This is a genomic window from Methylibium rhizosphaerae (genome assembly GCF_006386545.1).
Taxonomy (GTDB): domain Bacteria; phylum Pseudomonadota; class Gammaproteobacteria; order Burkholderiales; family Burkholderiaceae_C; genus Pseudorivibacter; species Pseudorivibacter rhizosphaerae.
Genome location: NZ_SWAR01000044.1, coordinates 1 through 26,783, shown reverse-complemented (window position 1 = coordinate 26,783; position 26,783 = coordinate 1). Strand labels below are relative to the sequence as shown.

Annotated in this window: 25 protein-coding genes, 1 tRNA gene and 1 pseudogene; 24 read left to right on the top strand and 3 right to left on the bottom strand. The window is 66.0% G+C overall.

Annotated features, from left to right (window positions below):
• Positions 1 to 22 precede the first annotated feature (22 nt).
• The 5 genes from E8D38_RS23445 (at position 23) to E8D38_RS23425 (ending at position 5,772) form a co-directional block, all read left to right on the top strand.
• On the top strand, positions 23 to 1,168 hold the full coding sequence (locus E8D38_RS23445) for a hypothetical protein (RefSeq protein ID WP_140636200.1): 1,146 nt from the start codon (positions 23 to 25) through the stop codon (positions 1,166 to 1,168).
• Between the two features lie 322 nt (positions 1,169 to 1,490).
• Positions 1,491 to 2,084, top strand: a complete 594-nt coding sequence (locus E8D38_RS23440; RefSeq protein ID WP_140636198.1) for a LemA family protein — start codon at positions 1,491 to 1,493, stop codon at positions 2,082 to 2,084.
• A gap of 10 nt (positions 2,085 to 2,094) precedes the next feature.
• A complete protein-coding gene (locus E8D38_RS28435; RefSeq protein WP_181179387.1) occupies positions 2,095 to 4,137 on the top strand; it encodes a M48 family metalloprotease in 2,043 nt (680 codons plus the stop codon).
• A 25-nt stretch (positions 4,138 to 4,162) separates the two neighbouring features.
• Positions 4,163 to 4,483 (top strand): c-type cytochrome, encoded by a 321-nt coding sequence (locus E8D38_RS23430; RefSeq protein WP_140636197.1) that lies wholly within the window; start codon positions 4,163 to 4,165, stop codon positions 4,481 to 4,483.
• An 11-nt stretch (positions 4,484 to 4,494) separates the two neighbouring features.
• Complete coding sequence (locus tag E8D38_RS23425) at positions 4,495 to 5,772, top strand: FCSD flavin-binding domain-containing protein (RefSeq protein ID WP_140636196.1); 1,278 nt, start codon at positions 4,495 to 4,497, stop codon at positions 5,770 to 5,772.
• A gap of 77 nt (positions 5,773 to 5,849) precedes the next feature.
• Here E8D38_RS23425 and E8D38_RS23420 read toward each other — a convergent pair whose 3' ends face one another.
• Positions 5,850 to 6,068, bottom strand: coding sequence for a type II toxin-antitoxin system TacA family antitoxin (locus E8D38_RS23420; RefSeq protein ID WP_140636195.1), 219 nt, complete (start codon positions 6,066 to 6,068; stop codon positions 5,850 to 5,852).
• Between the two features lie 173 nt (positions 6,069 to 6,241).
• On the opposite strand from E8D38_RS23420, the gene rsmB reads away from it, so the two are divergent.
• From rsmB to E8D38_RS23390, 6 genes are all read left to right on the top strand, one after another.
• Positions 6,242 to 7,582 carry a 16S rRNA (cytosine(967)-C(5))-methyltransferase RsmB gene (gene rsmB / locus E8D38_RS23415; RefSeq protein WP_140636194.1) on the top strand — a complete coding sequence of 447 codons (1,341 nt, stop codon included), beginning with the start codon at positions 6,242 to 6,244 and terminating at the stop codon, positions 7,580 to 7,582.
• Positions 7,582 to 8,184 carry a DUF4390 domain-containing protein gene (locus E8D38_RS23410; protein WP_246099623.1) on the top strand — a complete coding sequence of 201 codons (603 nt, stop codon included), beginning with the start codon at positions 7,582 to 7,584 and terminating at the stop codon, positions 8,182 to 8,184. The genes rsmB and E8D38_RS23410 overlap by 1 nt, the downstream gene beginning before the upstream one ends.
• 78 nt (positions 8,185 to 8,262) lie before the next feature.
• Positions 8,263 to 10,578, top strand: coding sequence for a sensor histidine kinase (locus E8D38_RS23405; protein ID WP_140636193.1), 2,316 nt, complete (start codon positions 8,263 to 8,265; stop codon positions 10,576 to 10,578).
• 5 nt (positions 10,579 to 10,583) lie between these two features.
• Positions 10,584 to 11,279: a response regulator gene (locus E8D38_RS23400; RefSeq protein ID WP_140636192.1), complete on the top strand. Its 696-nt coding sequence runs from the start codon at positions 10,584 to 10,586 to the stop codon at positions 11,277 to 11,279.
• A gap of 17 nt (positions 11,280 to 11,296) precedes the next feature.
• A tRNA-Phe gene (locus E8D38_RS23395) sits at positions 11,297 to 11,372 on the top strand.
• 174 nt (positions 11,373 to 11,546) lie between these two features.
• Positions 11,547 to 12,839, top strand: coding sequence for a tyrosine-type recombinase/integrase (locus tag E8D38_RS23390; protein ID WP_140636191.1), 1,293 nt, complete (start codon positions 11,547 to 11,549; stop codon positions 12,837 to 12,839).
• An 18-nt stretch (positions 12,840 to 12,857) separates the two neighbouring features.
• On the opposite strand, the gene E8D38_RS23385 is transcribed toward E8D38_RS23390, so the two are convergent.
• Both E8D38_RS23385 and E8D38_RS23380 read right to left on the bottom strand, forming a co-directional pair.
• Positions 12,858 to 13,295 (bottom strand): hypothetical protein, encoded by a 438-nt coding sequence (locus E8D38_RS23385; protein WP_140636190.1) that lies wholly within the window; start codon positions 13,293 to 13,295, stop codon positions 12,858 to 12,860.
• 113 nt (positions 13,296 to 13,408) lie between these two features.
• Positions 13,409 to 13,984 (bottom strand): hypothetical protein, encoded by a 576-nt coding sequence (locus E8D38_RS23380; protein ID WP_140636188.1) that lies wholly within the window; start codon positions 13,982 to 13,984, stop codon positions 13,409 to 13,411.
• A gap of 596 nt (positions 13,985 to 14,580) precedes the next feature.
• Between E8D38_RS23380 and E8D38_RS23375 the strand changes: the two genes are divergently transcribed.
• The 13 genes and pseudogenes from E8D38_RS23375 to E8D38_RS29125 all read left to right on the top strand — a co-directional run.
• Positions 14,581 to 15,261 carry a hypothetical protein gene (locus E8D38_RS23375; RefSeq protein WP_140636186.1) on the top strand — a complete coding sequence of 227 codons (681 nt, stop codon included), beginning with the start codon at positions 14,581 to 14,583 and terminating at the stop codon, positions 15,259 to 15,261.
• A 17-nt stretch (positions 15,262 to 15,278) separates the two neighbouring features.
• On the top strand, positions 15,279 to 15,950 hold the full coding sequence (locus E8D38_RS23370; RefSeq protein ID WP_140636184.1) for a hypothetical protein: 672 nt from the start codon (positions 15,279 to 15,281) through the stop codon (positions 15,948 to 15,950).
• A gap of 123 nt (positions 15,951 to 16,073) precedes the next feature.
• Positions 16,074 to 16,313: a helix-turn-helix transcriptional regulator gene (locus E8D38_RS23365; protein WP_219851846.1), complete on the top strand. Its 240-nt coding sequence runs from the start codon at positions 16,074 to 16,076 to the stop codon at positions 16,311 to 16,313.
• 386 nt (positions 16,314 to 16,699) lie between these two features.
• Entirely contained in the window at positions 16,700 to 17,737 is a 1,038-nt protein-coding gene (locus tag E8D38_RS23360; protein WP_140636182.1) for a hypothetical protein, read from the top strand.
• 310 nt (positions 17,738 to 18,047) lie between these two features.
• On the top strand, positions 18,048 to 18,359 hold the full coding sequence (locus tag E8D38_RS23355) for a hypothetical protein (RefSeq protein WP_140636180.1): 312 nt from the start codon (positions 18,048 to 18,050) through the stop codon (positions 18,357 to 18,359).
• Positions 18,356 to 18,760 (top strand): hypothetical protein, encoded by a 405-nt coding sequence (locus E8D38_RS23350; protein WP_140636178.1) that lies wholly within the window; start codon positions 18,356 to 18,358, stop codon positions 18,758 to 18,760. Before E8D38_RS23355 ends, E8D38_RS23350 begins: the two co-directional genes overlap by 4 nt.
• A complete protein-coding gene (locus E8D38_RS23345) occupies positions 18,757 to 19,068 on the top strand; it encodes a hypothetical protein (RefSeq protein ID WP_140636176.1) in 312 nt (103 codons plus the stop codon). The genes E8D38_RS23350 and E8D38_RS23345 overlap by 4 nt, the downstream gene beginning before the upstream one ends.
• The gene (locus E8D38_RS23340; RefSeq protein WP_140636174.1) at positions 19,065 to 22,025 is read left to right on the top strand and encodes a DUF927 domain-containing protein; all 2,961 of its coding nucleotides are present in this window, start codon (positions 19,065 to 19,067) and stop codon (positions 22,023 to 22,025) included. The genes E8D38_RS23345 and E8D38_RS23340 overlap by 4 nt, the downstream gene beginning before the upstream one ends.
• A 173-nt stretch (positions 22,026 to 22,198) precedes the next feature.
• Positions 22,199 to 23,116 carry a DNA-processing protein DprA gene (locus tag E8D38_RS23335; protein WP_140636221.1) on the top strand — a complete coding sequence of 306 codons (918 nt, stop codon included), beginning with the start codon at positions 22,199 to 22,201 and terminating at the stop codon, positions 23,114 to 23,116.
• A complete protein-coding gene (locus tag E8D38_RS23330; protein WP_140636172.1) occupies positions 23,073 to 23,744 on the top strand; it encodes a hypothetical protein in 672 nt (223 codons plus the stop codon). Before E8D38_RS23335 ends, E8D38_RS23330 begins: the two co-directional genes overlap by 44 nt.
• A 5-nt stretch (positions 23,745 to 23,749) precedes the next feature.
• Positions 23,750 to 24,397 carry a hypothetical protein gene (locus E8D38_RS23325; RefSeq protein ID WP_140636170.1) on the top strand — a complete coding sequence of 216 codons (648 nt, stop codon included), beginning with the start codon at positions 23,750 to 23,752 and terminating at the stop codon, positions 24,395 to 24,397.
• A 456-nt stretch (positions 24,398 to 24,853) separates the two neighbouring features.
• Positions 24,854 to 25,777 (top strand): hypothetical protein, encoded by a 924-nt coding sequence (locus E8D38_RS23320; protein WP_140636168.1) that lies wholly within the window; start codon positions 24,854 to 24,856, stop codon positions 25,775 to 25,777.
• Between the two features lie 132 nt (positions 25,778 to 25,909).
• Positions 25,910 to 26,659, top strand: a pseudogene (locus E8D38_RS29125) (transposase); the annotation flags it as partial.
• Positions 26,660 to 26,783: the final 124 nt, after the last annotated feature.

The window sequence follows — 26,783 nt, the reverse complement described above, 5'->3', positions numbered from 1 at the left end:
GCGGGACTACAGGAGCGTGGGGATGGAGGAGGCGACAAGCGAGGTCGTCGAAGCGGACCGCGCCCTGGTGCGCGGAGGCGGTATTGTCCTCGATGCACCGGACGGCCAGGCCGCCCGTCGCGAGGCGACGGACTGGCTCGGCGGCTTGCAGCTGGCCGGCAGCGTGGAGATGCGGTGTGCCGAGGGCCGGCTGCGCCTGCAGTTGCGCGCCGACCTGGCCGAAGCCTGGGTGCCCGGTCATGACACGCTGCAGCTGTGCGAGCGCTGCGGCCTGGATCCGCTGCGCCGCCGCGAAGACCTCGAGCGCGAGATCGCCATCGCCTTGCTGGCCGCGCCGGTGGCCTATGAATTCCCGACCCTGGCCGAGCTGGCCAGCGCGGTGCGGGTGCGCCGCAACATCGTCGAAGCCGCGCGGCGCACCGAGCTCGCCTTCGGCACGGCCGAGGCCGAACGCCCCGAGGGCTGGTGGACCTACGACCCCAGCCGCAGCTTCACCGTGCTGCCCGGCAAGCCGCTCATCGAGGCGCTGCGCCGGGCCACGCAACCCGGCGTGTCGGGCAAGCTGTATTCGTTCTCCTGCTATCGCGCCACCGAATACGTGATCCTGCTGGCCATTGCCGAGGAGCTCGAATCCGGGTACCCCGAGCTGCTGCACCAGCTGCAGCAGCGCTGGGAACGCAAGGCCATCATGTCGGGCCAGTTCCACGACGTGTTCCTGCAAGAGGTGGGCTCCCTCGAGGCGCCGCTGCCGCCGCGCTTCTACGTCCCGGGCGACCGGCTGTGGTTCCGCAACCCGGATGCCGCGTCGTCCGATGCGTCGGGCTACGAAGGCTCGTGGGTGTTCTACCTGGGCGGCGGGCTGTTCACCAACTTCTGGCGCCACAACCGCCCGTTCACCCTGGCCAGCAAGTGCGTGGAGATCTACCACTGGCGGCATGCGGTCTACACCGACGCGCAAGGCGAGCCGCGCATCGACGAGGCGGTGGTCGAGCAGCACGTGCGCCGGTCGATGGACGACCCGGCCGAGCTCGAGCGCATCCTGGCGCGCATGGTGCGCCTGCGCGACCCGAAGGGCGTGTACGCCGAAGGCGGCTGCATCGACGCCTCGCGCGAGCATCCGCGCCGCCTGTGCCGGGGGACGGCCGACCTGGTGGTGCCGGCCGAGTAGCCCCGAGCGGCGTGCAGTAGAGTCGCGTCGCCGCACTTGCCAGCAGGAGACCTCCAGTGCCAACGCGTCTTTCACGGACCCTCTCGGAGGGTCGATCGCCGTACCCGGCGAGCGGGGTGCAGGCATACCCGGCCGCCGCGCCGGGCCGCCCCAAGCAAGGCCGGACCCACTCGGAGGGTCGATCGCCGTACTCGGCGAGCGGGGTGTCGACATACCCGGCCGCCGCGCCGGGCCGCCCCAAGCAAGGCCGGACCCTCACGGAGGGTCGATCGCCGTACTCGGCGAGCGGGGTGTCGGCATACCCGGCGAGCGGGGTGCAGGCATGACCTCAACGCAGATCGTCACCCTCGTCGTCCTGGCCGTGCTGGGCTTCTGGTCCGTGGGCGCCTACAACCGGCTGGTGCGGCTGCGCAATGCGATCGCCAACGCCTTTGCGCAGATCGACGTGCAGCTCAAGCGCCGCTACGACCTGATCCCCAACCTGGTCGAAACCGCCAGGAAATACCTCGAGCACGAGCGCGAAACCCTCGAAGCGGTGACCGCCGCGCGCAACCAGGCCCGTGCAGCGGCCGACGTGGCGCGTGGCCGTCCGAGCGATGCCGGCGCGATGAAGAGCCTGGGCGTGGCTGAGCAGGTGCTCACCGGCGCGATGGGGCGCCTGATGGCGCTGGTGGAGGCCTACCCCGAGCTGAAGGCCGACCAGACCCTGCGCGAGTTGAGTGAAGAACTCACCAGCACCGAAAACAAGGTCGCCTTTTCTCGCCAGCTCTTCAACGACGCGACGCTCGACTACAACAACGCCGCCCAGCAGTTCCCCACCAGCGTGCTGGCCGGCTTGTTCGGTTTCCGCGAGGCCGCCATGCTGCAGGCCACCACGAACGACGCGGAGCGCGCCGCGGTGAAGGTGCAGTTCTGACCCGGCCCGCGTGAGGTTCCGCCAGCAGCAGGACGAAGCCCGCGCCGCCACCGAGCGGCTGCTGCTGCTGTTTGCCGTGCTGCTGCTGGCGGTGGTGGCTGCGGTCAACCTGGCGCTGGCCGGCCTCTACAAGCTCGTCACCTGGGGCCTGGCCGACTACCCGCCGCTGTTCTTCGAGACCAATACCGCGGTGGTGCTGCTGTTCGTGCTCGGCGGCTGCGCGGTCGAGGCCTGGCGCCTGCGCGATGGCGGCGGCCGGCACGTCGCGGCCTGGGTGGGCGGGCGCGAGATCGCCGCGCCGCGCGACCTGGCGGAAAAGCGGCTCGCCAACGTGGTGGACGAAATGGCCATCGCATCCGGCCTGCCGCGACCGGCGCTCTACGTGCTGGAGCGCGAAGACGCCATCAATGCCTTCGTGGCCGGCTGGAGCCGCGAATCGACGGTGCTCGCCGTCACCCGGGGCGCGCTCGAATGCCTCACCCGCGACGAACTGCAAGGTCTGGTGGCGCACGAGTTCGGCCACGTCCATGCGGGCGACCTGCGCCTGCAGATGCGGCTCATTGCGCTGGTGTGGGGGCTGTCGCTGGTGCACGGTTACGGGCAGTCGCTGACCGAGCCCGACGACCTGGGACACCGCAGCCTGCCGGGCGTGCTGGTCGGTTTGGTGTTCCTGGCCGTGGGCTGGGTGGGCTGGCTGGCCGGGCGGGTGCTGCAGGCGGCCGTGTCGCGCCAGCGAGAACATGCCGCCGATGCCAGTGCGGTGCAGTTCACTCGAAGCCGCGACGGGCTGGGCGGCACGCTGCGCAAGATCTGGTTCCAGAGCGAACGGCCGCGAGGCCGGCTGCACCATCCGCGCGCCGGCATGGTGGCCGCGATGCTGCTGCACGTGCCGCAGCGTCTTTCGCTGGGCGGCTGGCTGGCCACCCACCCGCCGCTGGCCGAGCGGGTGAAGCGTGTCTACGGCCGCGAGATGGCCCCGCTGCCTGCCGCGCCGCTCGACCTGGCTGCCGAGGCGGCGCCCCCGATGGACAGCGCTGCGGCGACGCGCGACGATGCGCGATGGCCTGTGCTTGCCCTGCAGGCCGCGAACCCCATGCCTACCCGCCCCGACAACAACGACCCGCCACCGCAGTTCGGCCCCGACCTGCCCGACACCGAACCACCGCCGGGTGCTCGCCCTGCCGAAGCCGAGGGCAAGGCCTTCGTGCCGCTGGCGCTGCAGAGTCCCACGGCCAGCCAGGACGAACTCGACGCACTGGGCCGCCTGAAGTTCCTGCAGGGCCCGGGCGAGCGCCGCGCCGCCCTGCTGGCCTTGCTGTTGACGCCGGGCAGCGCCCGGGAGAAGCAGGCCTGGGGCGAAGAGACCGAAGGTGTCGCCTCGGCCGGCCGGGTGCGCTCCGACGTGCAGCTGCTTCGCTTTGCCGCCCGCGCGCCGGCCTTCGAGCTGCTGCTCGATCGCTCGCGTTCGGCGCCGGTGCCCGAGCGCCAGGCCCTGGTCGAGGCGGCGCGCCGGGTGATGAGTGCCGACGGCCTGGTGCGGCCGATCGACCGGCTGCGCTGGCTGGCCATGCGGCACCGCCTGGGCGAGACGCGTCCGCCGCGCGCGGCCGCCGTTGCTGCCGCAGCAGCAGATAACGACATGACGAATCTGCCTTTGTCGATGGTCGATCACATTGCCACCATGACGGCTTTCCTGGCGCGTCTCGTGCCGGCAGCCGATGCGGCCGCGGCAGTGGGGGCTGCCGGCCATGCGTGGTACCAGGCGGTGATGGCGACATGGGCCGGGCGCTACCGGGACGCCGGTCGCGAACTGCCGCCCTGCCGCCCGCCCGACGCCGACACGCTGATGCATGGGTTGTGGGGTGTGCAGGAGCTGTCCTGGATGCTGAGGCCGGTGCTTTTGCGCGCCTGGGTCGACGAGGCTTGCGCGATGCGCGAGACGCCGGCCTTGCGCGAAGAGGCGGCCGACGCCCTGCGGCTGGCGGCGCTGCTGCTCGATGCGCCGCTGCCGCCGGTGCTGGCCCGCCACTACCTCGAGATCAAGCTCGACTGAAGAACGAAGAAGAAAGGAGATCGCCATGAGGACCACGGTTCTGATCCGGCTGGCGCTGCCGGCCCTGCTGTGCGTGTCGGCCGGCGCGCAGGCGCAGGACGCCTCGGCCTTGCGCACCCGCAGCCTGGCGGCCACCTGCGCCAACTGCCACGGCACCGACGGCCGTGCCGTCGAGGGTTCGGGGGTGCCCGGCCTCGCGGGCCTGCCGGCGGGCTACATCGTCGAGCAGATGAAGGGCTTCAAGGCGGGCACCCGCCAGGCCACCGTGATGCACCAGCTCGCCAAGGGCTACAGCGACGCGCAGATCGAACAGCTGGCCGCGTACTTCGCGGGCCAGAAGAAGTGAGGAGGCCCGCCATGCAAAGACGCGAACTGCTCAAGACCTCGGCCGCACTGGCGGCCATGGGCCTGGTGGGCGGATGTGCCAGCACCGGGGGCGTGCCGTCGAAGGCACGCGTGCTGGTGGTGGGCGGCGGCTACGGCGGCGCCACCGCGGCCAAGTACGTGCGGCTGCTGTCGGGCTACAGCATCGACGTGGTGCTGGTCGAGCCGGGCGATGCCTTCGTGTCCTGCCCGGTGTCGAACCTGGTGCTGGGCGGCAGCAAGACGCTGGCCGACATCACCACGCCCTACACCGCGCTGGGCAGGACGCACGGCGTGCGCATCGTGAAGGACACGGTGGCACGCATCGACCCCGCCGGGAAGGTGGCGGTGCTCGCCTCGGGTTCGTCCATCGGCTACGACAAGCTGGTGCTGTCGCCGGGCATCGAGCTCATGTGGGACAGCATCCCGGGCAGCGCCGCCGCCCAGGCCTCCGGTGCGGTGCTGCAGGCCTGGAAGGCGGGGCCCGAGACGGTGGCGCTGCGCCGCCAGCTCGAGGCCATGCCGGATGGCGGCGTCTATGCGCTCACCATTCCCGAGGCGCCGTACCGCTGCCCGCCGGGGCCGTATGAACGCGCCTGCCAGGTGGCGGCCTACTTCAAGGCCGCCAAGCCGCGCTCCAAGGTGCTGGTGTTCGATGCCAACCCGGACGTCACATCGAAGCCGGGGCTGTTCAAGAAGGTCTGGGCCGAGCAGTACGGCGGCATCATCGAATACCGCCCGCAGCACAAGGCGGTGGCGGTCGACGGCGCCAGCCGCACGGTGAAGTTCGAGGTGCAGGCCGACGTGCGGGCCGACGTGCTGAACGTGCTGCCGTCGATGCGTGCCGGCGCCATTGCCGTGCAGACCGGGCTGGCCAATGCGAATGCCCGCTGGTGCCACGTGAACTGGCTCAACTTCGAGTCCACCGTCGCCAAGGACATCCATGTGGTGGGCGACTCCATCCAGCTGGCCGCCGGCATGCCCAAGAGCGGCCACATGGCCAACAACCATGCCAAGGTCGCTGCCGCGGCCATCGTGGCCGAGCTCAACGGCTGGGAGATCAACCCGGCCCCGATGCTCACCAACACCTGCTACAGCTTCGTGGACGCGAAGAACGTGATCCACGTGGCCAGCGTGCACGAGTACGTGGCGGCGGAAAAGACCTTCAAGCCGGTGGCAGGCTCGGGCGGCGTATCGGCCGCGCCGAGCGAACTCGAAGGCGTGTACGGCTGGAACTGGGCACGCACCATCTGGGCGGATTCACTGGCTTGAATTGAAAGAAGTGACGCCACAAAGCGACAAGGCCCGCGGATGCGGGCCTTGTCGCTGAAGGGGGGGAGGGCGCAGCGTCAGCAGACCATGCGTGCCGCGTCCACCAGTTCGAGATGGCTGTCGGTTTCGGGCGCTTCGCGTTGCGTCGGGCCGTCGAGCAGGATCTCCTGCGCCCGCTCGGCCGCCGAACGCAGCATGAACTCGGAACGGCTCACGCCGGAGACGCGGGCGGCCAGATCGATGAGGTCGATCTCGGTGGCCGGGACGTTGAATTCGACGGTGGCGTTCAGGCTCATGACAGCAGTCTCCTTGGCAAGCAGTCTAGAGCGAGCACGATGAAAAAGAATCCACCTGTTCGAGGGAAAGGCCCTCGCCGATGCGCAACGAAAGTCACATTGCGTGAACGCGCTCGTCCTGCCGACCTCCGCAGCGGGCGTGGGGCACGCGAGCGCATAGACTCTGCGCCTTCGTGAACACACCTGCCCTTCCTCTTGCCCAGCTGCTGTCGCACACCGCCGATGCGGTGGCGGCCGTTCGCGCGGGCCGGTCGCTCAACGATGCGCTCGCCGCCTGCCCGGCGCCTGCGCGCCCCGGCACGCAGGCGCTGGCCTTCCAGACCCTGCGCCAGCTCGGCCGTGCCTTGGCGCTGCGCCAGCAGCTCGCAAACAAGCCGCCGGCGCCCTGGCTCGATGCGCTGCTGCTCACCGCGCTCGCGCTGATCTGGGACGAGGCGCAGGCGCCCTATGCGCCGCACACGCTGGTCGACCAGGCGGTCGATGCGGCCAAGCGGCGCGCGCGTGCCCAGTCCGGCTTCGTCAACGCGGTGCTGCGCCGCTTCCTGCGCGAACGCGACGCGCTGGTGGCCGCCACCGGCAGCGACCCGGTGGCACGCTGGAACCACCCGCAGTGGTGGGTCAGGCGCCTGCGCAAGGACTGGCCGGCCCAGGCCGAAGCCCTGCTTGCCGCCGCCAACCAGCATCCGCCGATGACGCTGCGGGTCAACGCCCGGCAGGGCGACGCGACGGGCTATCTGCAGCGCCTGGCCGACGCCGGCATCGCGGCCGACAAGGCCGGTTCGCACTCCGTGGTGCTCGCACGGCCGGTGCCGGTGCAGGCGCTGCCCGGCTTTGCCGAAGGTGCCGTCTCGGTGCAGGACGGCGCCGCCCAGCTGGCCGCGCCGCTGCTCCTGGGCGCAGGCCTGAAGCCCGGCGCACGGGTGCTCGATGCCTGCGCCGCACCCGGCGGCAAGACCGCACACCTGCTGGAGCTGGCCGATCTGGACGTGCTGGCGCTCGATGCCGACGAGCAGCGCCTGCAGCGGGTGCACGAGACCTTGCAGCGCCTGCACCTGCATGCGCAGCTGAAGGCGGCCGACGCCCGCGAGCCGGCCTCCTGGTGGGACGGCAGGCCCTTCGATGCCATCCTGCTCGACGCGCCTTGCAGCGCCTCCGGCATCGTGCGCCGCCACCCGGACGTGCGCTGGCTGCGGCGTGAGGCCGACCTGGCAGCCCTGGCGCAAACCCAGTCGCAACTGCTCGATGCCCTGTGGCCGCTGCTGGCGCCGGGCGGGCGGCTGCTGTACTGCACCTGTTCGGTGTTTCCTGTCGAGGGCAAGCACCAGATCGACGCTTTTTTGCAACGCGCACCCGACGCCGGCGCCCGGCCTTCGCCCGGTCACCTGCTGCCGGTGCCTGACAATGGCCCGCAGGCATACGCCCCGCCTGCGCCGCTCGACGGGTTCTACTACGCACTCCTCGAAAAGGCCACGAAGACCGACGCAGCCCCCCAGCCGAACATCCGAAAAGAATAGTGACCAGTCGCCTCGAGGTTCTGCGCAGTTCCTGGCCACCAGCGGCCAGGCTGGCGATGGCCGGCTGGTGCCTCCTGGTCTGCCTGATGCTCTGGGGGCCGCCGGCGCGCGCCGGCAACGTCGACCTGCCGCTGATCGAAACCTCGCGCACCGAAGAAGGCGTGCTGCTGAGCTTCACGGTGCGGTTCGAGCTCACCAAGGCCGTCGAAGACGCGCTGCAGAAGGGCGTGCCGCTGCATTTCATTGCCGAGGCCGACCTCTACCGCTACCGCTGGTACTGGCGCGACAAGCGCGTGGCCAATGCCAGCCGCAGCTGGCGCCTGGCCTACCAGCCGCTCACGCGGCGCTACAAGGTGAGCTTCGGCAGCCTGAGCCAGACCTACGAAAGCCTGCCCGAAGCACTGGCGGCTGTGCAGCGCGTCGTGCGCTGGCGGCTCGCCGACCCTCTGGCCGCGGGCGACGACAACTACTACCTCGAATTCCGCTACCGGCTCGACACCGCCCAGCTTCCGCGTCCGCTGCAGATCGGTGTCGGCGGCCAGGCCGACTGGGATCTTTCGGTCGAACGCAAGCTCCAGGTGCCCGAAGTCGCGGTACGCTGACGCCGTTTGTTGTCGGCGCACACCGGCTTCCGGTCGTTTGAACCACACCGCGGCAACGCCCGTCACCCTTCACTTTTCATGAGCAGTAGAGCCAGACGCTGGGCCTGGATCGTTGCGCTGGTGGCCACCACCGGCGCAGGCCTGGTGCTGACCTTCCTGCTTTCGGCGGCCACCAACAACCGGCAGATCTACGAGCAGCACTACGCGTGGCTGTTCTGGGTCAACGTGGTCATCGCCTCGCTGCTGGCGCTGGTGATCGCGCTGGCCGCGCTGCGGCTGTTCACCCGCGTGCTGCGGGGCAAGTTCGGCAGCCGGCTGCTCATGAAGCTGGCGGGCATCTTCGCCTTCGTGGGTGTCGTGCCGGGCCTGCTGATCTACACGGTGAGCTACCAGTTTGTCTCGCGCAGCATCGAGAGCTGGTTCGACGTGAAGGTCGAAGGCGCATTGGATGCCGGCCTGAACCTCGGCCGCGGAACGCTCGACACCCTGGTCAACGACCTCGCCACCAAGACGCGCGTGGCTGCCGAGCGGGTGGCCGACGCGCCGGAACGCGCCCAGCCGCTTGGGCTGGAGCGCCTGCGCGAGCAGCTGTCGGCGCAGGACGTGGCATTGCTCGGCCACAACGGGCAGGTGCTGGCGATGGCCGGTGAAACCGTGCGCGGGCCGGCGCTGGTGGGGGCCATGGCGGCCGACCGGCCGACCACCGCGCAGCTGCGCCAGGCACGCAGCGGCCGCGTGGTGGCCGCGCTCGAGGGCCTCGACGACGACGTGACCGCCGGCGTGGTGACCTCGGCCATGCGCAGCCCGCCGCGCATCCGTGCGCTGGCCTGGGTGCCCACCTCCAGTCTCAGCCTGAGCAGCAGCCAGGACCGCTACCTGCTGGTGACGCAGCTGCTGCCATCGCAGCTGGCCGCCAATGCCCTGGCGGTGCAGGCCGCCTACCGCGAGTACCAGCAGCGTGCGCTGGCGCGCGAGGGCCTTCGCAAGATGTACATCGGCACGCTCACGCTCACGCTGATCCTTGCCGTGTTCGGCGCGGTGCTGCTGGCTGCCACGCTGGGCCATCAGCTGGCGCGCCCGCTCCTGCTGCTGGCCGAAGGCGTGCGCCAGGTGGCGCGCGGCGACCTGCGGCCCACGCAGGTGTTCAGCTCGCGCGACGAACTCGGCGGCCTCACCCGCAGCTTCGCCGACATGACGCAGCAGCTCGCGGAGGCGCGGGCGCAGGTGGAGCGCAGCGTGTTCGAGCTGGAGGCGGCCCGCACCAACCTGCAGACCATTCTCGACAACCTGACGGCCGGCGTGATCGTGTTCAACCCCGACGGACACATCGACACGGTGAACCCCGGCGCCACGCGCATCCTCAAGCTGCCGCTGTCGGCCTACCGGGGGCAGACGATGGCTTCGGTGCGCGGACTCGAGGAGTTCGCGGCGGCGGTGGAGCAGCGTTTCGAGCTGCATGCCAGCGGCCCCGAGGCGGGCGAACGCGACCACTGGCAGGAGTCCTTCGACCTCAAGTCGCTGCCCGGCCACGAGGACACCATCACGCTGCTGGCGCGCGGCGCGGTGCTGCCGCACGGCGAGCGCCTGCTGGTGTTCGACGACATCACCGAGCTCGTGTCGGCGCAGCGTTCGGAAGCCTGGGGCGAAGTGGCGCGGCGCCTGGCGCACGAGATCAAGAACCCGCTCACGCCGATCCAGCTGTCGGCCGAGCGGCTGCAGCACAAGCTGGAAGCCAAGCTCGAGGCGACCGACCAGCAGGTGCTGGCCAAGTCGGTGGGCACCATCGTCACCCAGGTGCAGGCGATGAAGCAGCTGGTCAACGAGTTTCGCGACTACGCACGCCTGCCGGCGGCCGAGCTGAGGCCGATCGACCTCAACGCAGTGGTGCATGAAGTGCTCGCGCTGTATGGCGCGGCCATCGAAAGCGGGCACCTGGTGGCCGAGTGCGAGAGCGGGCTGTCCCACATCATGGGTGACGCGACGCAGCTGCGGCAGGTGATCCACAACCTGGTGCAGAACGCACTCGACGCCGTGGCTGACCGCCCCGATGGCCGCGTGCGCGTGGTCAGCGAATCAGTCCGCAACGAGCACGGCGCGCTGCGCACCGTGCGGCTGAAGGTGGTGGACAACGGCCCCGGCTTCTCTGAAAAGGTGCTCAAGCGGGCCTTCGAACCCTACGTCACCACCAAGAGCAAGGGCACCGGGCTCGGGCTTGCGGTGGTGAAGAAGATCGCGGACGAACATGCCGCGCGAGTGCGACTGTCCAACCTTCCTGCACTCGACCGCCCGGAGGGGGCGGCCGGGGGGGCGCAAGTTTCGATATCATTTTCGAAGCTCGCGCCCCAAGAACGGGTGGACGCAGGCAATGCCGCAGCCGACATCGGCGCTCACTGAGATCCATGGCCACCATCCTTGTAGTCGACGACGAACTGGGCATACGCGCCCTGCTGTCCGAAATCCTGACCGACGAGGGGCACAGCGTCGAACTGGCCGAGAACGCGGCGCAGGCGCGCGCCTTCCGCGAACGCGAACGCCCCGACCTCGTGCTGCTCGACATCTGGATGCCCGACGTCGACGGCATCACGCTGCTCAAGGAGTGGGGCGCTGCCGCGCAGCTCACCATGCCGGTCATCATGATGTCCGGCCACGGCACCATCGACACCGCCGTCGAAGCTACCAAGTACGGCGCCATGGCCTTCCTGGAAAAGCCCATCACCCTGCAGAAGCTGCTGCGTGCCGTGGAGCAAGGCCTGGCCAAACCCACCGCCCGCACTGTCGTGGCCCCCGCGCTTCGCAGCCCGAGCGAACGCGAACTCACCGTCGAAGCGGCCATGACGGGCAACAGCAGCGCGGTCGTCGCGATGATGCCGCTGTCCCTCGGCCCGCAGGCCGAACAGAGCTTCGAGCTCGACCGTCCGCTGCGAGAAGCGCGCGACGCCTTCGAGAAGGCGTACTTCGAGTTCCACCTCGCCCGCGAGAACGGCAGCATGACCCGCGTGGCCGAAAAGACCGGTCTGGAGCGGACCCACCTGTACCGAAAGCTCAAGCAATTGGGCGTGGACCTCACCCGCGGCAAAAGAGCCGGCGGAAACTGATATACTTTCGGGCTCTTGGCTCGGTAGCTCAGTTGGTAGAGCAGCGGATTGAAAATCCGCGTGTCGGTGGTTCGATTCCGCCCCGAGCCACCAAGATGAAGTCCAAGGGAACCCGAGGACGTGCAGAAAGCCCTAGAGAATCAACGCTCTAGGGCTTTTTTCATGTGCGGCGAAGTGCAGTAACTTCCATGGGGTTCCAGCCCTGTGCCGCAGTAACTTCTGCAGTAACCTGCCCGGCCAACGAGCCGAAAAGAGGGAGTTACTGCATTGGCCCGCGATCTCATCACCTCCGACACCACGATCCGCAGCATCAAGCCGGGTGACCCACGCAAGCGCCTGACCGATGGTGCGGGGCTCTACCTGCTGCTCTTCGTGAAGGGCGGCGCGCATGGCTGGCGGTTTGACTACACGTTTGCCGGCAAGCGCAAGACGCTCAGCCTCGGCACCTACCCGGACACTGGGCTGGGCGCAGCACGCCGCAAGGCTGAGGCGGCCCGCACCATGCTGGCCGAAGGCATCGACCCCAGCGAACAGCGCAAGGCTAGCAAGGCGGCTGTAGCGGCCGCTCGCGAGGCGGAAGAGCTCAAGGCCCAGGGGATCCCGATGGCTGGTTCATTCGAAGCCGTCGCGCGCGAGTGGTACTCGGTCAAGCAAAGCGCATGGGCTCCGACCTACGGCGAGAAGATCATCCGGCGCCTCGAGGTCGATGTGTTCCCGTGGATTGGCGGCGAGAACGTCGGCAGCGTGACGCCGCCGCAATTGCTGCAGGTCATGCGGCGCATCGAGGCCCGCGGCGTCATCGAGACGGCGCATCGGGCGCTTGAGAACTGCTCGCAGGTCTTCCGCTATGCCGTGGCGACCGGCCGCGCGGAAAGCAACCCGGCGCGGGACCTGAAAGACGCGCTTAAGAAGCCCGAGCCGAAGAACTTCCCAGCGATCACGGATCCGACTCGCCTGGGCCAGTTGCTGCGCGCCAGTGACAACTACGTGGGGACCCCCGTCGTGCGTGCAGCCTTGAAGCTGGCGCCCATGCTGATGCTTCGACCCGGTGAGCTGCGAATGGCCCGCTGGTGCGAGTTCGACCTGGACGCTGCCCTTTGGACGGTTCCCGCCGTGCGAATGAAGCGCGAGAAGCGCGGCAAGCTGTTGGGGCCTCCACACCTGGTGCCGCTACCGAAGCAGGCGATCGAAGTGCTCCAAGATCTGCAGCCGCTCACAGGCGCAGGCGAGTTCGTGTTTCGCGGTGAGCGACACCACGAGCGCCCGATGAGCGAGAACACGGTCAACGCAGCGCTGCGGGCCATGGGCTTCCCGGCTGACGAGGTGACGGGTCATGGGTTCCGGGCGACCGCTCGAACGATGCTGCATGAGCGCCTGGGTTTTGATCCTGACGTGATCGAGGCGCAGCTCGCGCACGTTGTGCGCGACAGCCTTGGGCGGGCATACAACCGCACGCAGTTCGTGGATCAGCGGCGGAAGATGATGCAGGCTTGGGCGAACTACCTGGACAAGTTGCGCAAGGGAGCAGAGGTTCGGCCGTTGCGGGGACGAGCCGCCTGAGTGCACGTCCCATCAACTTCACGTGGCCCTTTGTGCTTTGACATGTGGCCGGAGTTCGCACCACTCCAGAATTCCAAGCACCCTCCGTAGTTCTTCGAGTTCGGCGTGCACAGCGATCGGATCAAAGATCTCTGGGGTGGCGAAACTTTCGCCCTTCTTGTCGGCAGCGTATCGATGTCTTTGATCCAGAGTGGCGTGGAACGTCGAGATGGTCTCGGGGAACAAGTCCAGGTTTAAGTCCACTTGGAAGCGCCTCGGGATCTCGAAATAGAAGGACAAGGCGGGGTAGTACCTTCGGTACTCAACAAAGAGTCCATCGAGGTTGTGTCCAAGGCGATCGGCATGTTGGCCTGCGGCTTCGAGGGCTGCCTTCAAGAACAGTTCGACCCCTTGCCTAGCGAGATGCAGGACAACCCTGCTCGAGGAGTACTGTGAGGTGAAGTCACCCTCTTGCATGCTCGCGCAAAGGCAACTGCTTGCCTCTAAGAACGCCCGCGATAGCCATAGCAATCTGTCCCACCTTGGCAAAGGAGCCAGCTCGTCTGAGAACGAAGGGTCCGAGTGGCGGCTCATGACGCGCTGGCTTGGTGGCTTGTTGGCGCTTTGAACTTGACGAACTGAAAGCTTGCCGACGACATGGTCGTCTCTGAGAAGCCCGCGTCTTTGCGCATTGCTAGCACGATTGCTACGTACGAATCTTTCAGGTGTGCCATTTCGACAGAGGTCCTCCCGTCCGGGTCCGGAGCTAGAAGAGCAAGGAAGCGGTTTAGCGGTTCAAGAACCTCGTCAGGTGCCCACAGCCAGGCTGCAGAGTGAGCTGCGTGAAAGCGACTTTGTGCTTCCTGAGTGCTGTCGTGGCCAGAGATGAACACACTCAATGCCGTGGCCATGTCTTCGTAGACCTTGCGCCGCCGCTCGGTCACTTGCCCTTCAGACTGAAGTGCGGCCTTGATGCGCTCGATGTCCGCGGCGTGCATAGCTTTGACGCCTTCCACTACCCCAGTGAGATGCGCGAGGTCTTCCTTTGAGGCGAGGTTCTTGCCCTTCTCGCTGAGGTACGAGGGCACGTAGCTTCGAAGTAGCAAGCCGCCGATCAGTACGCCGAGAAAGGTGATGATTGATACGGTGAAAGCTGCGATTTCCATCCTTGCTCCGCTTTGTGGGCTTCATGTTCTAGCACGTCGAGGCGCGGATGCGCGCCGGGCGGGCCTTCCTTCGCGCGGCACATGGCATCAATGTGTCAGGAGGGGTTAGATAGAGTTCGTTCCCAGCAAACGCGAACGCGGCATCGACAGCGCCGGGGACAGCGGGGACAACATATGCGACCCCTCTGAAACGCCCACCAGACATGGCGTGTTGTGCCATTCGCGTTGCATGGAGTGGCGGGGACAGTCCGGGGACACAGCGGGGACGGCGGGGACAAGTGAGAGAAGAAGAGAAGACTTTCTTTTGTCTCCTCTTTCTCCTGTTGTTCCAGAAGTGCTGTGCACATCGGACAATCTCTGCTGCAACTCAACCTAGCCGTCGTTGCGCCTGCCGAATAAATTCATAGCCCCCCTATGGGTCCTTCTGACAAGGACCGCTTGCGGGTAATTCGGCCCCCGTCAACGCGCTAGTGGCAGCGCCATCGGTTTGATCAACAGACGATCCAACCGACCGTTGCGTCTATAGCCGTGGCCTATCCATCGGGTCACATGCGGACTGGCTCTCCGCACAGGGCATCGGGTCCGCCCATGAACCGGTGCTTCTGCTGGTGCAAACGCACGAACTCGCACAGCAGCGGAATGCTGTCGCGAAAACAAACGCCCGCGCCCCACCTCAGGAGGCGGCGCGAGCACTTCTGTACTTCAATCTGCGCGCTGTATATGCGCGCGCAACATTTGTTGATCGGAGGACTCCATTGATCAAGAACGATGCGGAGCTGGCAAGACATCTGGGCGTTGACCGGGCCGTCGTCAGCCGCGACAAGAAGCGAGGCATGCCCACCAGCAGCCTCGAGGCCGCACACGCCTGGCGCCAGCAACATCTCAGCGCCGCCCATCGGAAGGACCTCAACCCCGCACGCGTGCGAGCAGCAGCGAGCAGGGCCAACGTGGGGGTCGAAGAACTGCGCAACGTCAAGCGCCTGCTGCCGGTGGCCAAGCAAGCGCTGCAGGCCGGCATCTTCGACGCGGTGGCGCCGAAGCTGCGCCGCGCTCTGCGCGACGTCCCGCCGCCGGCGCGCGAGAAGGTGGTGATGGACGTGGCGCTCTGGGACGCACTGTGCCTGCCCACCTTGAAGGCTTGGGGCATCCAACCGCAAGAGGACACTCCTGGCGCACCTGCAGCACCGGACTCTCTGGGTGGCAACCAAGCCATCGATCGGGCGTTGTACTGCGTCGCATCAGGCGAGCCCATTCCGGCCGAGTGGCTGGGTCTGTGATGCAAGGAGGAGCACACATGAACAACCATGCTGCACTCCTTGCGCAACTGCCGGCGATGCCGACGCCGCTGGTGCGCCGGCTTCACGCCATCTTCACGGCAAGCACAGGGCGATCCGTGCCAGGCGCGATCGATGTCCTCGACTACGGCACTGGTAGCTCGGAACACGTGGTGTCGCTTTCGGCCATGGTCGATGGCGCGATGCTGCATTTTGGTATGGGGGAGATTCGAGGCCTGCGGTTCAAGCCTTCGGTGAACCGCGGCGGGCGACCCAGGAAGACAGCACGCGATATGGCGGTGTTCCTTGCTTGCCAATGGCACGCGACGGAGCTGCACCAGAGATGGCCCGGAGCAAGAGCCGCCGGGAAGGCGAGAGACAGCGTGTGCGAGCTGTGGCAGCAAAAGGGCTACAAAGGCCTGTCCGATGAGCGGAAGGTGCGCAACATCTTGGACAAGGTCAAGGACGAGGCTTGCTTCAAGGGTGGCTGCGTCGCTTCGTTCCTGGGTGAGGCTGATGGCAGCGGCAGACTGTCCTTGCTCATGGAAGCCGGCGGCCGCATCGAAACCACGACCGACCAGATCTTCATGGAGGGGAAGGGTTGGGTCTGGGCATATGGCGAGGAGACGGCCACCTACATGCACATCAGTGGGGAGGGGACGGGGCGTTGCACTGGCAAGTGCTGGCCTTGAGCCTTCCCTGACTGTCCAACTGAATCTGGCCAGAAACCGGTTTTTGGCCTAGTTGCAAGAAGCCGCGCCAGAGACCATTGCGACTCCAATCTATCGGAGTCCAAATTGGTTCAACTGAACGAAGTGGCACCCTCGGCGCCAAGTGCGCCGGGGTCTCGAATCACCGCACCTCGCGAACGCCTCCTGCGTTTGCCTGAGGTTGAGCAGCGCACCGGACTGAAAAAGTCCTCCATCTATGCGGGCATGCGCAGCGGCACCTTTCCTCGCTGCGTCACCATCGGGCACAGGGCGGTTGCCTGGCCCGAGTCGCTCATCGACACCTGGATCGCGAGCCGCCTCTCCCCGCCGGGAGTCATGCAATGAAGCGCTCGAGCAGCGCTGCCATCAGTCGCATGTGCCTGGATCGCCCCAGGGTCCTTGGCACGCACAACCGCCAGCGGCAGCGCGACGTGACCGCTCAATGCACAGCGCAGGCCCCGTTAACTGAAGAAGCCTCTTGCCTCCATCGGAAGGTCCGAGGAGCGCTGGTTCGGGCCGGTTCCATCGCAGCGCCCCATTGCATGCGCCTGAGCGGACGTCGTTATCACGTTCGCTCGCTCTGGTATGGGGACCAGCTGCTGCGTTTCTGGGTGGATGACGGATGCACCGGTGCCCAAATCCTGGCGGGCGACGTCCTGGGCATCACTCTCGCCCCTCTCCAACTAGGCCCGCACAAGGCGATCACCTGAACACACACAAAGAACTCACCCATGCTGAACATCTTTAGCAAATCGACCTCGAAATCCGTCAGCTTGCCCAAGGCCGTGCTTGAACGGCTGGAAACCCATACCTCCACCAGCGCGTTCGCACGCGAGTTGAGCCAGCAACGCAATGAGCTGCCGACGCAGGACGGCCCTCGTGGCAGTCTCCTGCGCCGCCAGATCAGTGCGCTTGAGGATCATGCGCGAGTCCTCAACAGCGAAGAGTGGAACGCGGCGGCCACGCGAAAGGCGAACTCGGACATCAAGGCGAATGCCGCGATCGTCAAGGAGGCCGAAGCGAAGCTCCAGGCGGCCCAAGCGCACAGGTTGGCAGCCAACAAGAAGGTCGCGGACCTCGAAGCCAAGATCGCGCCTCGCGTCGAGGAGCAGGCTTCTTGGAAACGAAATGTCGAGCGGCGTTTGGCCGAGCTGCGCTCGCTGATCGATGAACTGGCCGCAGGAGGCGACGTCGATGCACTGACTGAAAAGACCCAAGAGCTCCATGCGCTGCAGTCCTCGAGTCGGGATCCAGGGCCGTTGCCGCTCATCATCGCGGCACTCGAAAGGCAGCTCGAAAGCGCCCGCCACGCCGCGGCAGTTGCTGACGAGGCGGTCTCGAGCGCGTTGCACGCATGCCGAGTGGCAGCCTTCGAACTGCAAGCTGCCGAGTTCGACGGCATGCGCCTGTCCCTGCAGACCGAGTGGATCAAGCTCTGGCGCTTGGCCAGAGACTGCGACCGCAACATCCCTTCATTCGCGGTCTCTGCAATCTCCAATGAACGGAGCGGTGTGAGTGGCGCAAGCCCTGTCCCCGACCTGTCTGTCTTGGCGCAAGACCCATACGGCGTGAATCTGTGGAGCGATGATCCTGCAGAAGATCAACGGTTGCAGGCTGAGTACGAGGCGGTCTTGGCTCAACGCCAGGCGGAACGTGAAGCCGAGAGGGCGGCCGAGGAGTCGGAGCTCACGAAGCGCTTTGGGCCGAACTGGCGCCAGGTGATTTCCGAGTACCACGGTCAGGGCCATTCGAGAGTACGCGCGGCATGAGGGGGCGACCATGCATTTCCCTCTGCCGCCAACGCAATTCCGTGCACCCGCTCGTCCTGCCGCGTGCTACAGTGCCCTTGCTTGCTCACATAGCAAGTCGGGATTGGCGTCCCGAAATACACAGGCGCGCGGCCGCCTCAAGAGCGGCCTTTTCTTTGCGCGAGAGCCAGGCTTCCAGTTTGGGCAGCCCTGGCGGGGGAGCCTTCGGGCTCGCCGGTACCTGTGTTCCGGTACGCCAACCCCGTTTAGGGCTGCCACCCCTATTGGCGTGGGGGTGGCGGCGACCATGACCGCAACACAGGAGCCTCCAATGGCTGGTATCTCCCTGCGCGTGCCCGCGCCCGCATCGTTTGCATCGTCCGCTCGTTCATACGAGGAAGCCGAACGCAACCGTCTCACCACACGCACCCGACGCAATCACGGCGCGTTCCTGCTGGGCAACCAGTTGCTCTGCGTCTTCAGCACCCGAAGAGCGACGGACCCCGCGTCTGTCCTCGTGAGCATCGGAACGGTGCGCAACCTTCTTGACGGTCGCCTGTCACCTGCACAAGCGCGCAGTCTGTCGTCGGCATTGGCGCGGGCTGCCGATGCGGCCGAACTGTCGCAACGGAGGGGGGCATGACCATGACCGAGTGCAAAGAAGTCGCCAACGAGGTCTCGGCCGTCAACTCTGGTCGCATCGAGGGCGGGCTGACAGAGCAGCAGCTTCGGCGCCTGCTCTACGAAATCGAAGGCGCAAAGTTCTCGATTGACTGCGTTTCCACGCAGGGGCGGGCTCTGTGCAAAGCACTGCTGGCGCTTCTGCCCACGCCGAGTTCACTTGCTGCGGCACACGCGGCTGCGACTCATCATCGCCTGGATGGTGCCCGGTTCTCTGAGATACGCCACAGCATCACGCATGGGCGCGTCCTTCTAGAAGAGACGATGTGCTACCTGTTCGATCAGATCGACAGCTGGGCTGTCGGCGACCTGGAAAGCCTCGAGCGCAAGTTGCGAGAGCATGTGGTGCGGAGTCCTGCATGATCGAGATCAAGCCCGATGCAGTCTCATCACATGACGCCGAACGACTGCGAGAGCTGCGCTGGAGCCTCAAGCTCGGTGAGCTGTTCGCACGCGCCGTGCGGGCCAGGCAACTGACCGAGGCCGACGCCGAGGTCCTGCTGCAGGTGGTGCAGGCCAAGGCCGACGGCCGCCTGTCGGATGCCGACATCCTGCAGTTCGTGCCCGCGCTGGTGAACCGCCACATGTACGGCACCGGCGTGCTGCATGCGCTCACCGTCCAAGCGGCACGCCCACCCGCAGCCGCACCCACCAACCGTCCCCCGCAATGACCGAACGCCGCCGTACTGACACGGCGGTGCAGGAGCGACGCGTCACGCCCGAGCTGGTGCGGGGCGCGCTCGCCTGCATTCCGCCGGATGTGGATAGAGACACCTGGGCCCGGCTGGCCATGGCCGTGAAGGCCGAGCTTGGCCCCGAGGGCTTCGACCTCTGGAATGACTGGAGCGCGCAAGGGCAGGGCTACAGCCTCACGGCCGCCCGCGACACCTGGCGCAGTGTCAAGGCCGGCGGTGGCGTCACCGTCGGCACGCTGTTCGGCCTGGCCAAGGACCACGGCTTCCGCTTCCCGTCCGACGGCCCTGCGGCCGTGCGCCCGACCGACGCCGACACCGAACGCCTGGCCGAAGCCAAGCGCCGTCAGCGTGAAGCCGAAGAGGCCGAGTACCGCCGTCGCGCCGACGACGCAGCCCGAGAGGCGGCCCGCCTGTGGGCGCAGGCCAGCCAGACCGCACCCAGCCCGTACCTGCAGCGCAAAGGCGTGCAGGCACATGGCGTGCGCTGCCTGTCCGACGGCACGCTGCTGGTGCCGATGCGCAATGCCGCTGGCGAGCTGATGAACCTGCAACGCATCGCAGCCGACAAGCCCACCGACGGCAGCCCGGACAAGCGTTTCCTCCCTGGCGGCCGCAAGACTGCCCTGTGGCACTGCATCGGCGACCCCGACGGCGCGCCGGTGCTGTGCCTGGCCGAAGGCTATGCCACCGCGGCCAGCGTACACGAGGCGACTGGTCGGCCGGTGGTCGTAGCCTTCGACGCCGGCAACCTGGTGCACGTCGCGCGTGAGCTGCGCAGCTTGTTCCCCGCCGCAGGCCTGCTGGTGTGCGCCGATGACGATGCTGAGACACAGACTCGCACCGGCAAGAACCCGGGCCGCGAGAAGGCGGCCCAGGCAGTGCGGGCGGTCCACACGCCGCAGGCCGCGGCGCGCTGTGTTGTGCCGGAAGGCCTGCCAGACGGCGGCAGCGACTTCAACGACCTGGCCGCCCACGCCGGCAGCGACGCGGTGCGCCGGCTCATCGAAGCGGCCTGTGCCGCGCTCGAGCAAGGGGAAGGCGAAGCGCCGGCCCGCAAAGGCCGCCAGCAGGCCCGTGGAGCGGTCAATGACGGCGGGGCAGGCCGCACCCCACCCCCGGCCAACGACGCCTCGTCCAGCCCCGAAAGCTCCCCCGGCGAGCGCGACCCCTTCAGCCTCGACGAAGCCGGCGTCTGGTTCACCGCCCGCGACGCCGAGGGCAACGACAAGCGACCGCAATGGCTGTGCGCCAGGTTGGCCGTGAGCGCCCGCACCCGTGCCGACGATGGCAGCGGCTGGGGCTACCTGCTCGAGTTCCAGGACCCCGACGGCCAGGCCAAAACCTGGGCGATGCCTTCGGCCCTGCTGAGCGGCGAAGGCTCCGAATGGGCCGGCCGCCTGCGCGACATGGGCTTGCGCATGGCGCCGGGCAGCCGCGCCCGCAACCTGATCGCCCAGTACATCGACACGCGCAACCCGCGCCAGCGGGTGACCTGCACCGACCGGGTGGGCTGGCACGGCCCGGTGTTCGTGCTGCCCAGCGGCAGCATCGGCGCCAGCGACGAGCGCCGCTACGTGTTCCAGAGCGAAACCGGCATGGAGGACACCTTCCGCCAGCACGGCGAGCTGCGCGACTGGCAGGCCCAGGTGGCCGCGCCATGCGTGGGCAACTCCCGCCTTGCGTTCGCGCTGTGCTGCGCCTTCGCCGGGCCGATGCTGCGCCTGGCCGGCATGGAAAGCGGCGGCTTCCATCTGCGAGGCGACTCGAGCAAGGGCAAGACCACCGCCTTGCGCCTGGCGGCCAGCGTGTGGGGCCGGCCGAGCTACATGCAGCGCTGGCGCACCACCGACAACGCGCTGGAGGCCACTGCAGTGCAGCACTGCGACGGATTGCTCATCCTCGACGAATTTGGCCAGCTCGATCCGCGGGTGGCCGGCGAATGCGCCTACATGCTGGCCAACGACCAGGAGAAGGGCCGGGCTACCCGCAACGGGCTGGTGCGCAAGCGCCGCACCTGGCGCCTGCTGTTCCTGTCGTCCGGCGAGATCTCGTTGGCCGACCACATGGCCGAGGTCGGCAAGCGCACGCGCGCCGGGCAGGAGGTGCGCATGATCGACATCCCGCTGGATGCCGGCGCCGGCATGGGCGGCCTGGAATCTCTGCACGACGCCGACAGTCCGGCGGCTCTGGCCGATGCGATGGTGCGGGCTGCGGCACGGCACTACGGCACGGCGGGGCAGGCGTGGCTCGAGTGGGCTTGCGCGCAGCACGAAACGCTGCCGGACCGCTTGCAGCAGCTGGTCGACCGCTACCGCGCCGAGATCGTGCCGGAGGCGGCGTCAGAGCAGGTGCGCCGGGCCGGCAGCCGGTTTGCGCTGGTCGCTGCGGCGGGTGAGTTGGCCACACAGGCGGGCATCACCGGCTGGCCGGAAGGGGAAGCGCTCGCGGCGGCTCGTCGCTGCTTCAACGCCTGGCTGGGTGCACGTGGGCACATGGACAACGGCGAGGACGCGGCGATGCTGCGGCAGGTGCGGGCCTTCTTGGAGAAGAACGGCGATGCGCTGTTCACCTGGACGCATCGGGCGATGGACGACCACAAGGCCAACACGCCGCTGCGCGCGGGGTTCCGGCGCATGGTTGATGCGGAAGGCAAGGCGGTGAAGGTGGATGCGGCGACGGACTACCTGGACCGGCGCAGCACGAGCGAATCGAGCGAGGCGCGCAACGCGCTGGTGGAGTACTTGATACTGCCTGAGGCATTCAGACGGGATGTCTGCAAAGGCTTCGACTCAACCGCTGTGGCCCGCCTGCTTCAAAAGCGAGGGCACCTGGTGCACGAGGCGGATCGATTGACGATCAAGCACCGGCTTCCAGGCTTAGGCAAGGCTCCCTGCTACCACGTAAAACCCAGTGTTCTTGGCGACGATCTCTAGCCTCCGAGCCACGCCCGGCCCCGAAAGCGGCGCGCGGAAGATCGTTTCGAAGCCAAAAGGACGTGTCCCAGGGGTTGAGGTGCAACAAAAGCTCTGGTCGTATACTGTATGCATGTACAGTTTTCAGTTTGCTGGGCCGGCTCGTCGGGTACCATGAAGTGGTGTTGGATGCCATGATCAGTACAACCCCCTCCAGGATCGACTTCGGCGCCGTTTCGCCGATGCGCGAGATGGGTGCCTATGAGTGGCTTTGGAGCCAAGAGAACGAGAGGGTCAAGCCATCGTTTAAGGCTGTCGCTGAGCTTTTTCGCCAGAACCCAGGGGCGATGCCGTCCGATCTAGTGCATGAGGACGATGCCATGGAGTGCGCGAGGCAGGTACTCGTTCGCTTTGCCCGATCTGGAGTCACGACCTTTGGTGTGCGTCTCAATGGTTTGGGCGATTACCAGGAGAAGCTTCGGGATGCAGAGCACCCGCTGGAGTTCCTGTACTACCAGGGCGAATGGGATCTTGCGTATTCGCCCAAGCGGATTGCGATCGTTGGCACGCGCAACCCAACGGAAGAGGGTATTCGCCGTACGCGCAAGCTTGTTAGTTTGTTGGTCAGGGATGGCTACACCATTGTTTCTGGCTTGGCGAAGGGGGTAGACACTGCCGCTCATGAGGCTGCAATCGCGCAGGGCGGCGAGACCATCGGCGTGATCGGTACGCCGTTGGGGCAAGCCTATCCGCGAGAAAACGCCGAGCTGCAGCAACGCATCGCGCGCGACTTCCTGCTCATTAGCCAAGTGCCGGTGCTCCTGTACTCTCAACGCACGTGGCAATGGAATCGGATCTTCTTTCCCGAACGCAATGTGACCATGTCAGCGCTGACACAAGCAACGGTCATCGTCGAAGCTGGAGAGACGTCTGGAACACTGATTCAGGCGAGAGCGGCGCTTGCTCAGAAGCGGAAGCTCTTCATTCTCGAAAGCAACTTCCATCGGCGAGACTTGACTTGGCCCCATCGCTTCGCAGAAAAGGGAGCAATCCGGGTTCGCGACTTCGATGACATTCGCGCTCATCTCGATCGTGAAGCTTCAAGCGATTGATGACAGCAACCGATCCGCGCACTATTACTTGGCGCCGGACGACGAGTGCTACTTTCTGCACGAGTTCACTGCCCGCAAAGGATTCGGCTTCAGCCCTGGCAACCAGTTCATCTTCAACTTCAAGAAGTCGCCGACGAAGCGGCTCGAAGCGCAGTACCAGCACAAGGTGAAGGCGATTCGGTGGGCAATTGCTACCTACCGAAGCATATTTGACCAAGTTGCAGGAGTGTACGAGGGGGCCACATTTAGCCCGATCCCACCATCAAAGGCGTCTGATCACGCTGAATACGATGACCGCATGTGGCAGGTCGTCAGTGGCATCTGTGAAGGCAAAGGGGCAGATGCGCGTGAGCTCATTCGACAGAGGGGAAGCTACGAGGCTTCGCACCTTGGCGGGGAGGCCGGATCTCGGATCAAGCCAACGCAACTTCAGGGCCTCTACGAACTGCCCGGGGGGCCGCCAAAGGCGTTGGTGATGCTATTCGATGACGTGCTATCAGCAGGGTGCCACTTTCGCGCGGCGAAGTCTGCGATCCTCGCTGCCTACCCCGCCACCAGAGTTGTAGGCTTCTTCTTGGCGCGTCGCGTGCTTCCTGATCCGCTCGACGACTTCGAGACCTTGCTATAGCAATCATGGCGCTCATCGTTCATTCAATGGGCGCCTATGCGTCATATCCCAATGACCGGATTGAGTGGCGCCGTGCAGACTACGATCTGAACAAGCTTGTTAAGTCGCTGAAGGGTGACCCAGTCAAAGGCTACGCGCAATTGCGGGACGCCGAAAGAGTGCTGCGACGCATCACGGATAGCGATCGGCAGCCAGCGTTGGCGTACTTTTCTGCCTGGGCCGCCAAGCGGCTGCGTTCACTCAACCTCGGGCGCGTTGTATTGGTCCCCGTTCCTTCTTCCGATTGCACGAGTTATCGGCATGTCGGCCCGCCGTACGAAATGGCTGCTGCGATACAAAGCAGGATGGGCCGGAGCGCAAAGGTGGAACGGTGGTTGAGATTCGCGGAAGAAATGACGCCATCTCATAAAGGCGGAACCAGGAGCGTAGAGACGCTGGTGCAAGCCTTGAAGGTAGCTGCCTCGCATGTGAAGCGTTCTCGTGTCGTGCTTGTCGATGACGTCAAGACCACTGGTGCGCACTTGAAGGCAAGTGCCAAGCGTCTACGCGAACTCGACATCTTGGTCGAGACTGCCATTGTCGGGGCCACGACCGTGTGGGATAGGCATCCCACACCATTTGACATTGAACCAGAGGATCTGGGCGACGATTAGATTTAGGTCGGCGCTCTTGTGTTTCGACTGCTGTTGGAGGGCGAGCGGGATGGACTCTGGCAAAGTGCATAGCATCTTCAAGCAGTTCGCAGGCACGATGGCCTATTTGGCCGTCGTGCTTCCGGACCCTCTCTGCGATGTCGCGAGGAGGGTTCAGTGGCGGGCAGGCAGTCCTTGAGAACGGGTGCGTGCTTGGTGGTAATCACGAGCAGTTTGCTTACTAGCGGACGCCAGACCGAGCTCGGGCTCTTTGCAGCCCTATCGGGCGAGCCTATTCTTAGCTGTCTCGATCTCGGCGGATGCTGTCGGGCTGTCAGGCCGATGGATGGGATGGACTATGGAGCGAGTGTGAAGGTGAAGAGACGAACGGTGGAGCTGCCTCGCGCTCCATAGCAACTCGCAGCTTCAACAAAGAAGAGCAGTCGTAGTCGTTCACATATGAATGCGCCAGCCGCTATGTCTTCCGAAGCTCAGTCCATCAGCACTCATCAACTGCTGGTCGCTCTGGTGGAATTGCCTCTCTATCAGCCCCATGAGCTTGCGGGTGCGGATCCAAATGATCAGGTCAAGCGATTGCGGCTGCACAAGGGGAAGTTCGATGCGTACTGCCCCAAATGCGGCAAGAGCACAACGTGGTCTCCCATTGTGAGCAACGAGCTTGAGGCTCGAGCGAAGCAGGAACAGGCGTCAGCGGCCCTCTCTTCACATGGGAACAGCGCCGGTCCGATTCGGCACTTCTGGGCGGGTGACTTTGGACTGCGCATCTCATGTGGTCGGGTCAACGTGCACGTCGCTGACTTTCACTTCACCACAACTGGCCCGTCGCCGCGTGACCGCTTAGAGTTCAGCAAGGGCGCGCTAGCTCAACTTGACCCGACGTGCCTTGTAAAGATCGGTCAGTGGCCATCGCTAACCGACTTCCAACTGGGGAACCTCTCCAACTTTGACGAGGGCATGAGCAGGCAGCAGCGCAAAGAGTTCGTTCGGGGGACTAATTGTGCGGCGCACGGATTCTTTGTCGCATCGTGCGTGTATTTCCGCAGAGTCTTTGAAAGCGTGCTGCTTGAAGCCCGAGCTGAGTACATGAGCCGGCACAACCTCGAGCAGTGGCCCGAGTTTGACCGGGCTCGCACCGATGAGCGAATAGCGCTCCTCCGAGAGCACCTACCGAAGTTCATGTCAGAACATCCACACCTCTACTCGGTTTTAAGTCTCGGAGTGCACGAACTGACTGAGGACCAGTGTCAACGTGAGGTTCCGATGCTACGGTCTGCCATTGAGCTAATCATGCAAGACAGGGTCACCGAAGTGCGCCAAAGAAGGCAACGTGAACAAGTGAGCAAGCTGTTGGCACAGGCCATCGATCGACATAAGACCTAGCCTGGATACTTCGCGACTGAGCGGTCGGCAACCATGTTCCGAGGGCGTTGTTAGGGGTCTCTGACGCCAATAACGACGCCTGTTGAAGAGAGGGCTGCCAATGCCAGAGTGGGCGGATGCGCCCACCCCGCCGATCGCATCGGGCTGACGCGATGGCGGCCACGGTGTTTGCCGCCCGGTCGCCGCGCAGCGAGCGTGCGCCACAGCATTCCCTGCCAGCTGGCATAGCGCGTGTATGGCCTGTGCTGCGGCTGGGAAGATGTCTCGGACCACAACACGCTGCGCCGGACGTGGCGCTGCAAACGGCAGTGGGCCGCGCCGAGGAACTGGCCTCGGCGCCCAAGCTACGCCGGCTGGAGGCGTCGGCCAGCAGCGAACATACGGCGGTCTTACATGAGGTGCAGCTCGATCAGTTTATTGTCAGCCACGGCCAGGCGCCGCAGGACTTGGTACTGGACGTCGATGCCACCCATGTGCCACTGCATGCGGCTCAGGAAGGCGCGCACTCCCGCGCCCACTACGACAGCTACTGCAACTTCGCTGTGCGTGTTCTGCGGCCAGGACATGCTGCCGTGCGTGCTGCCGCCAAGCTGGCGCGATCCGGCCAGCGGTCAGTGCGCTGATCAAGCTCATCGCGTGGCGGCTGCCCCAGAAGTGGCCGCAGGTGCGGCTGGTCGCGCGCGCCGACTCGCGCTTCTGCCGCCCGAAGGTGCTTCGCCGCTTCCGACGCCTGGGGCGTCGACTACCTCATTGGCCTGCAGAACCACTCCACGTTTGGAGTGGTTCTCGGCCGTGCCCGCGCAGGCCCCGGCCGAGCAACACGACGCGCCCGGCGCCAAGCAGCGCCTGGTTGGAGAGTTCCAGTACGCCACGCGCAATTGGGGTAAGCGTCCGGGCATCCCGTGGATCGGACGCAGGATCAGATCAGCGAGCTGCGTCCGTCGTTGACTTCGTCGATGAACACATCGTCTGACCAGGCGAGGCCGATCGCCTTGTCCAAGCGCTT

Excerpts from the sequence above, each read along its gene's own strand:
- E8D38_RS23445 (WP_140636200.1), top strand. The coding sequence starts at position 23 with ATGGAGGAGGCGACAAGCGAGGTCGTCGAAGCGGACCGCGCCCTGGTG.
- E8D38_RS23440 (WP_140636198.1), top strand. The coding sequence starts at position 1,491 with ATGACCTCAACGCAGATCGTCACCCTCGTCGTCCTGGCCGTGCTGGGC.
- E8D38_RS23430 (WP_140636197.1), top strand. The coding sequence starts at position 4,163 with ATGAGGACCACGGTTCTGATCCGGCTGGCGCTGCCGGCCCTGCTGTGC.
- E8D38_RS23425 (WP_140636196.1), top strand. The coding sequence starts at position 4,495 with ATGCAAAGACGCGAACTGCTCAAGACCTCGGCCGCACTGGCGGCCATG.
- E8D38_RS23420 (WP_140636195.1), bottom strand. The coding sequence starts at position 6,068 with ATGAGCCTGAACGCCACCGTCGAATTCAACGTCCCGGCCACCGAGATC.
- E8D38_RS23405 (WP_140636193.1), top strand. The coding sequence starts at position 8,263 with ATGAGCAGTAGAGCCAGACGCTGGGCCTGGATCGTTGCGCTGGTGGCC.
- E8D38_RS23400 (WP_140636192.1), top strand. The coding sequence starts at position 10,584 with ATGGCCACCATCCTTGTAGTCGACGACGAACTGGGCATACGCGCCCTG.
- E8D38_RS23385 (WP_140636190.1), bottom strand. The coding sequence starts at position 13,295 with ATGCAAGAGGGTGACTTCACCTCACAGTACTCCTCGAGCAGGGTTGTC.
- E8D38_RS23380 (WP_140636188.1), bottom strand. The coding sequence starts at position 13,984 with ATGGAAATCGCAGCTTTCACCGTATCAATCATCACCTTTCTCGGCGTA.
- E8D38_RS23370 (WP_140636184.1), top strand. The coding sequence starts at position 15,279 with ATGAACAACCATGCTGCACTCCTTGCGCAACTGCCGGCGATGCCGACG.
- E8D38_RS23360 (WP_140636182.1), top strand. The coding sequence starts at position 16,700 with ATGCTGAACATCTTTAGCAAATCGACCTCGAAATCCGTCAGCTTGCCC.
- E8D38_RS23355 (WP_140636180.1), top strand. The coding sequence starts at position 18,048 with ATGGCTGGTATCTCCCTGCGCGTGCCCGCGCCCGCATCGTTTGCATCG.
- E8D38_RS23350 (WP_140636178.1), top strand. The coding sequence starts at position 18,356 with ATGACCATGACCGAGTGCAAAGAAGTCGCCAACGAGGTCTCGGCCGTC.
- E8D38_RS23345 (WP_140636176.1), top strand. The coding sequence starts at position 18,757 with ATGATCGAGATCAAGCCCGATGCAGTCTCATCACATGACGCCGAACGA.
- E8D38_RS23340 (WP_140636174.1), top strand. The coding sequence starts at position 19,065 with ATGACCGAACGCCGCCGTACTGACACGGCGGTGCAGGAGCGACGCGTC.
- E8D38_RS23335 (WP_140636221.1), top strand. The coding sequence starts at position 22,199 with ATGATCAGTACAACCCCCTCCAGGATCGACTTCGGCGCCGTTTCGCCG.
- E8D38_RS23330 (WP_140636172.1), top strand. The coding sequence starts at position 23,073 with ATGACATTCGCGCTCATCTCGATCGTGAAGCTTCAAGCGATTGATGAC.
- E8D38_RS23325 (WP_140636170.1), top strand. The coding sequence starts at position 23,750 with ATGGCGCTCATCGTTCATTCAATGGGCGCCTATGCGTCATATCCCAAT.
- E8D38_RS23320 (WP_140636168.1), top strand. The coding sequence starts at position 24,854 with ATGTCTTCCGAAGCTCAGTCCATCAGCACTCATCAACTGCTGGTCGCT.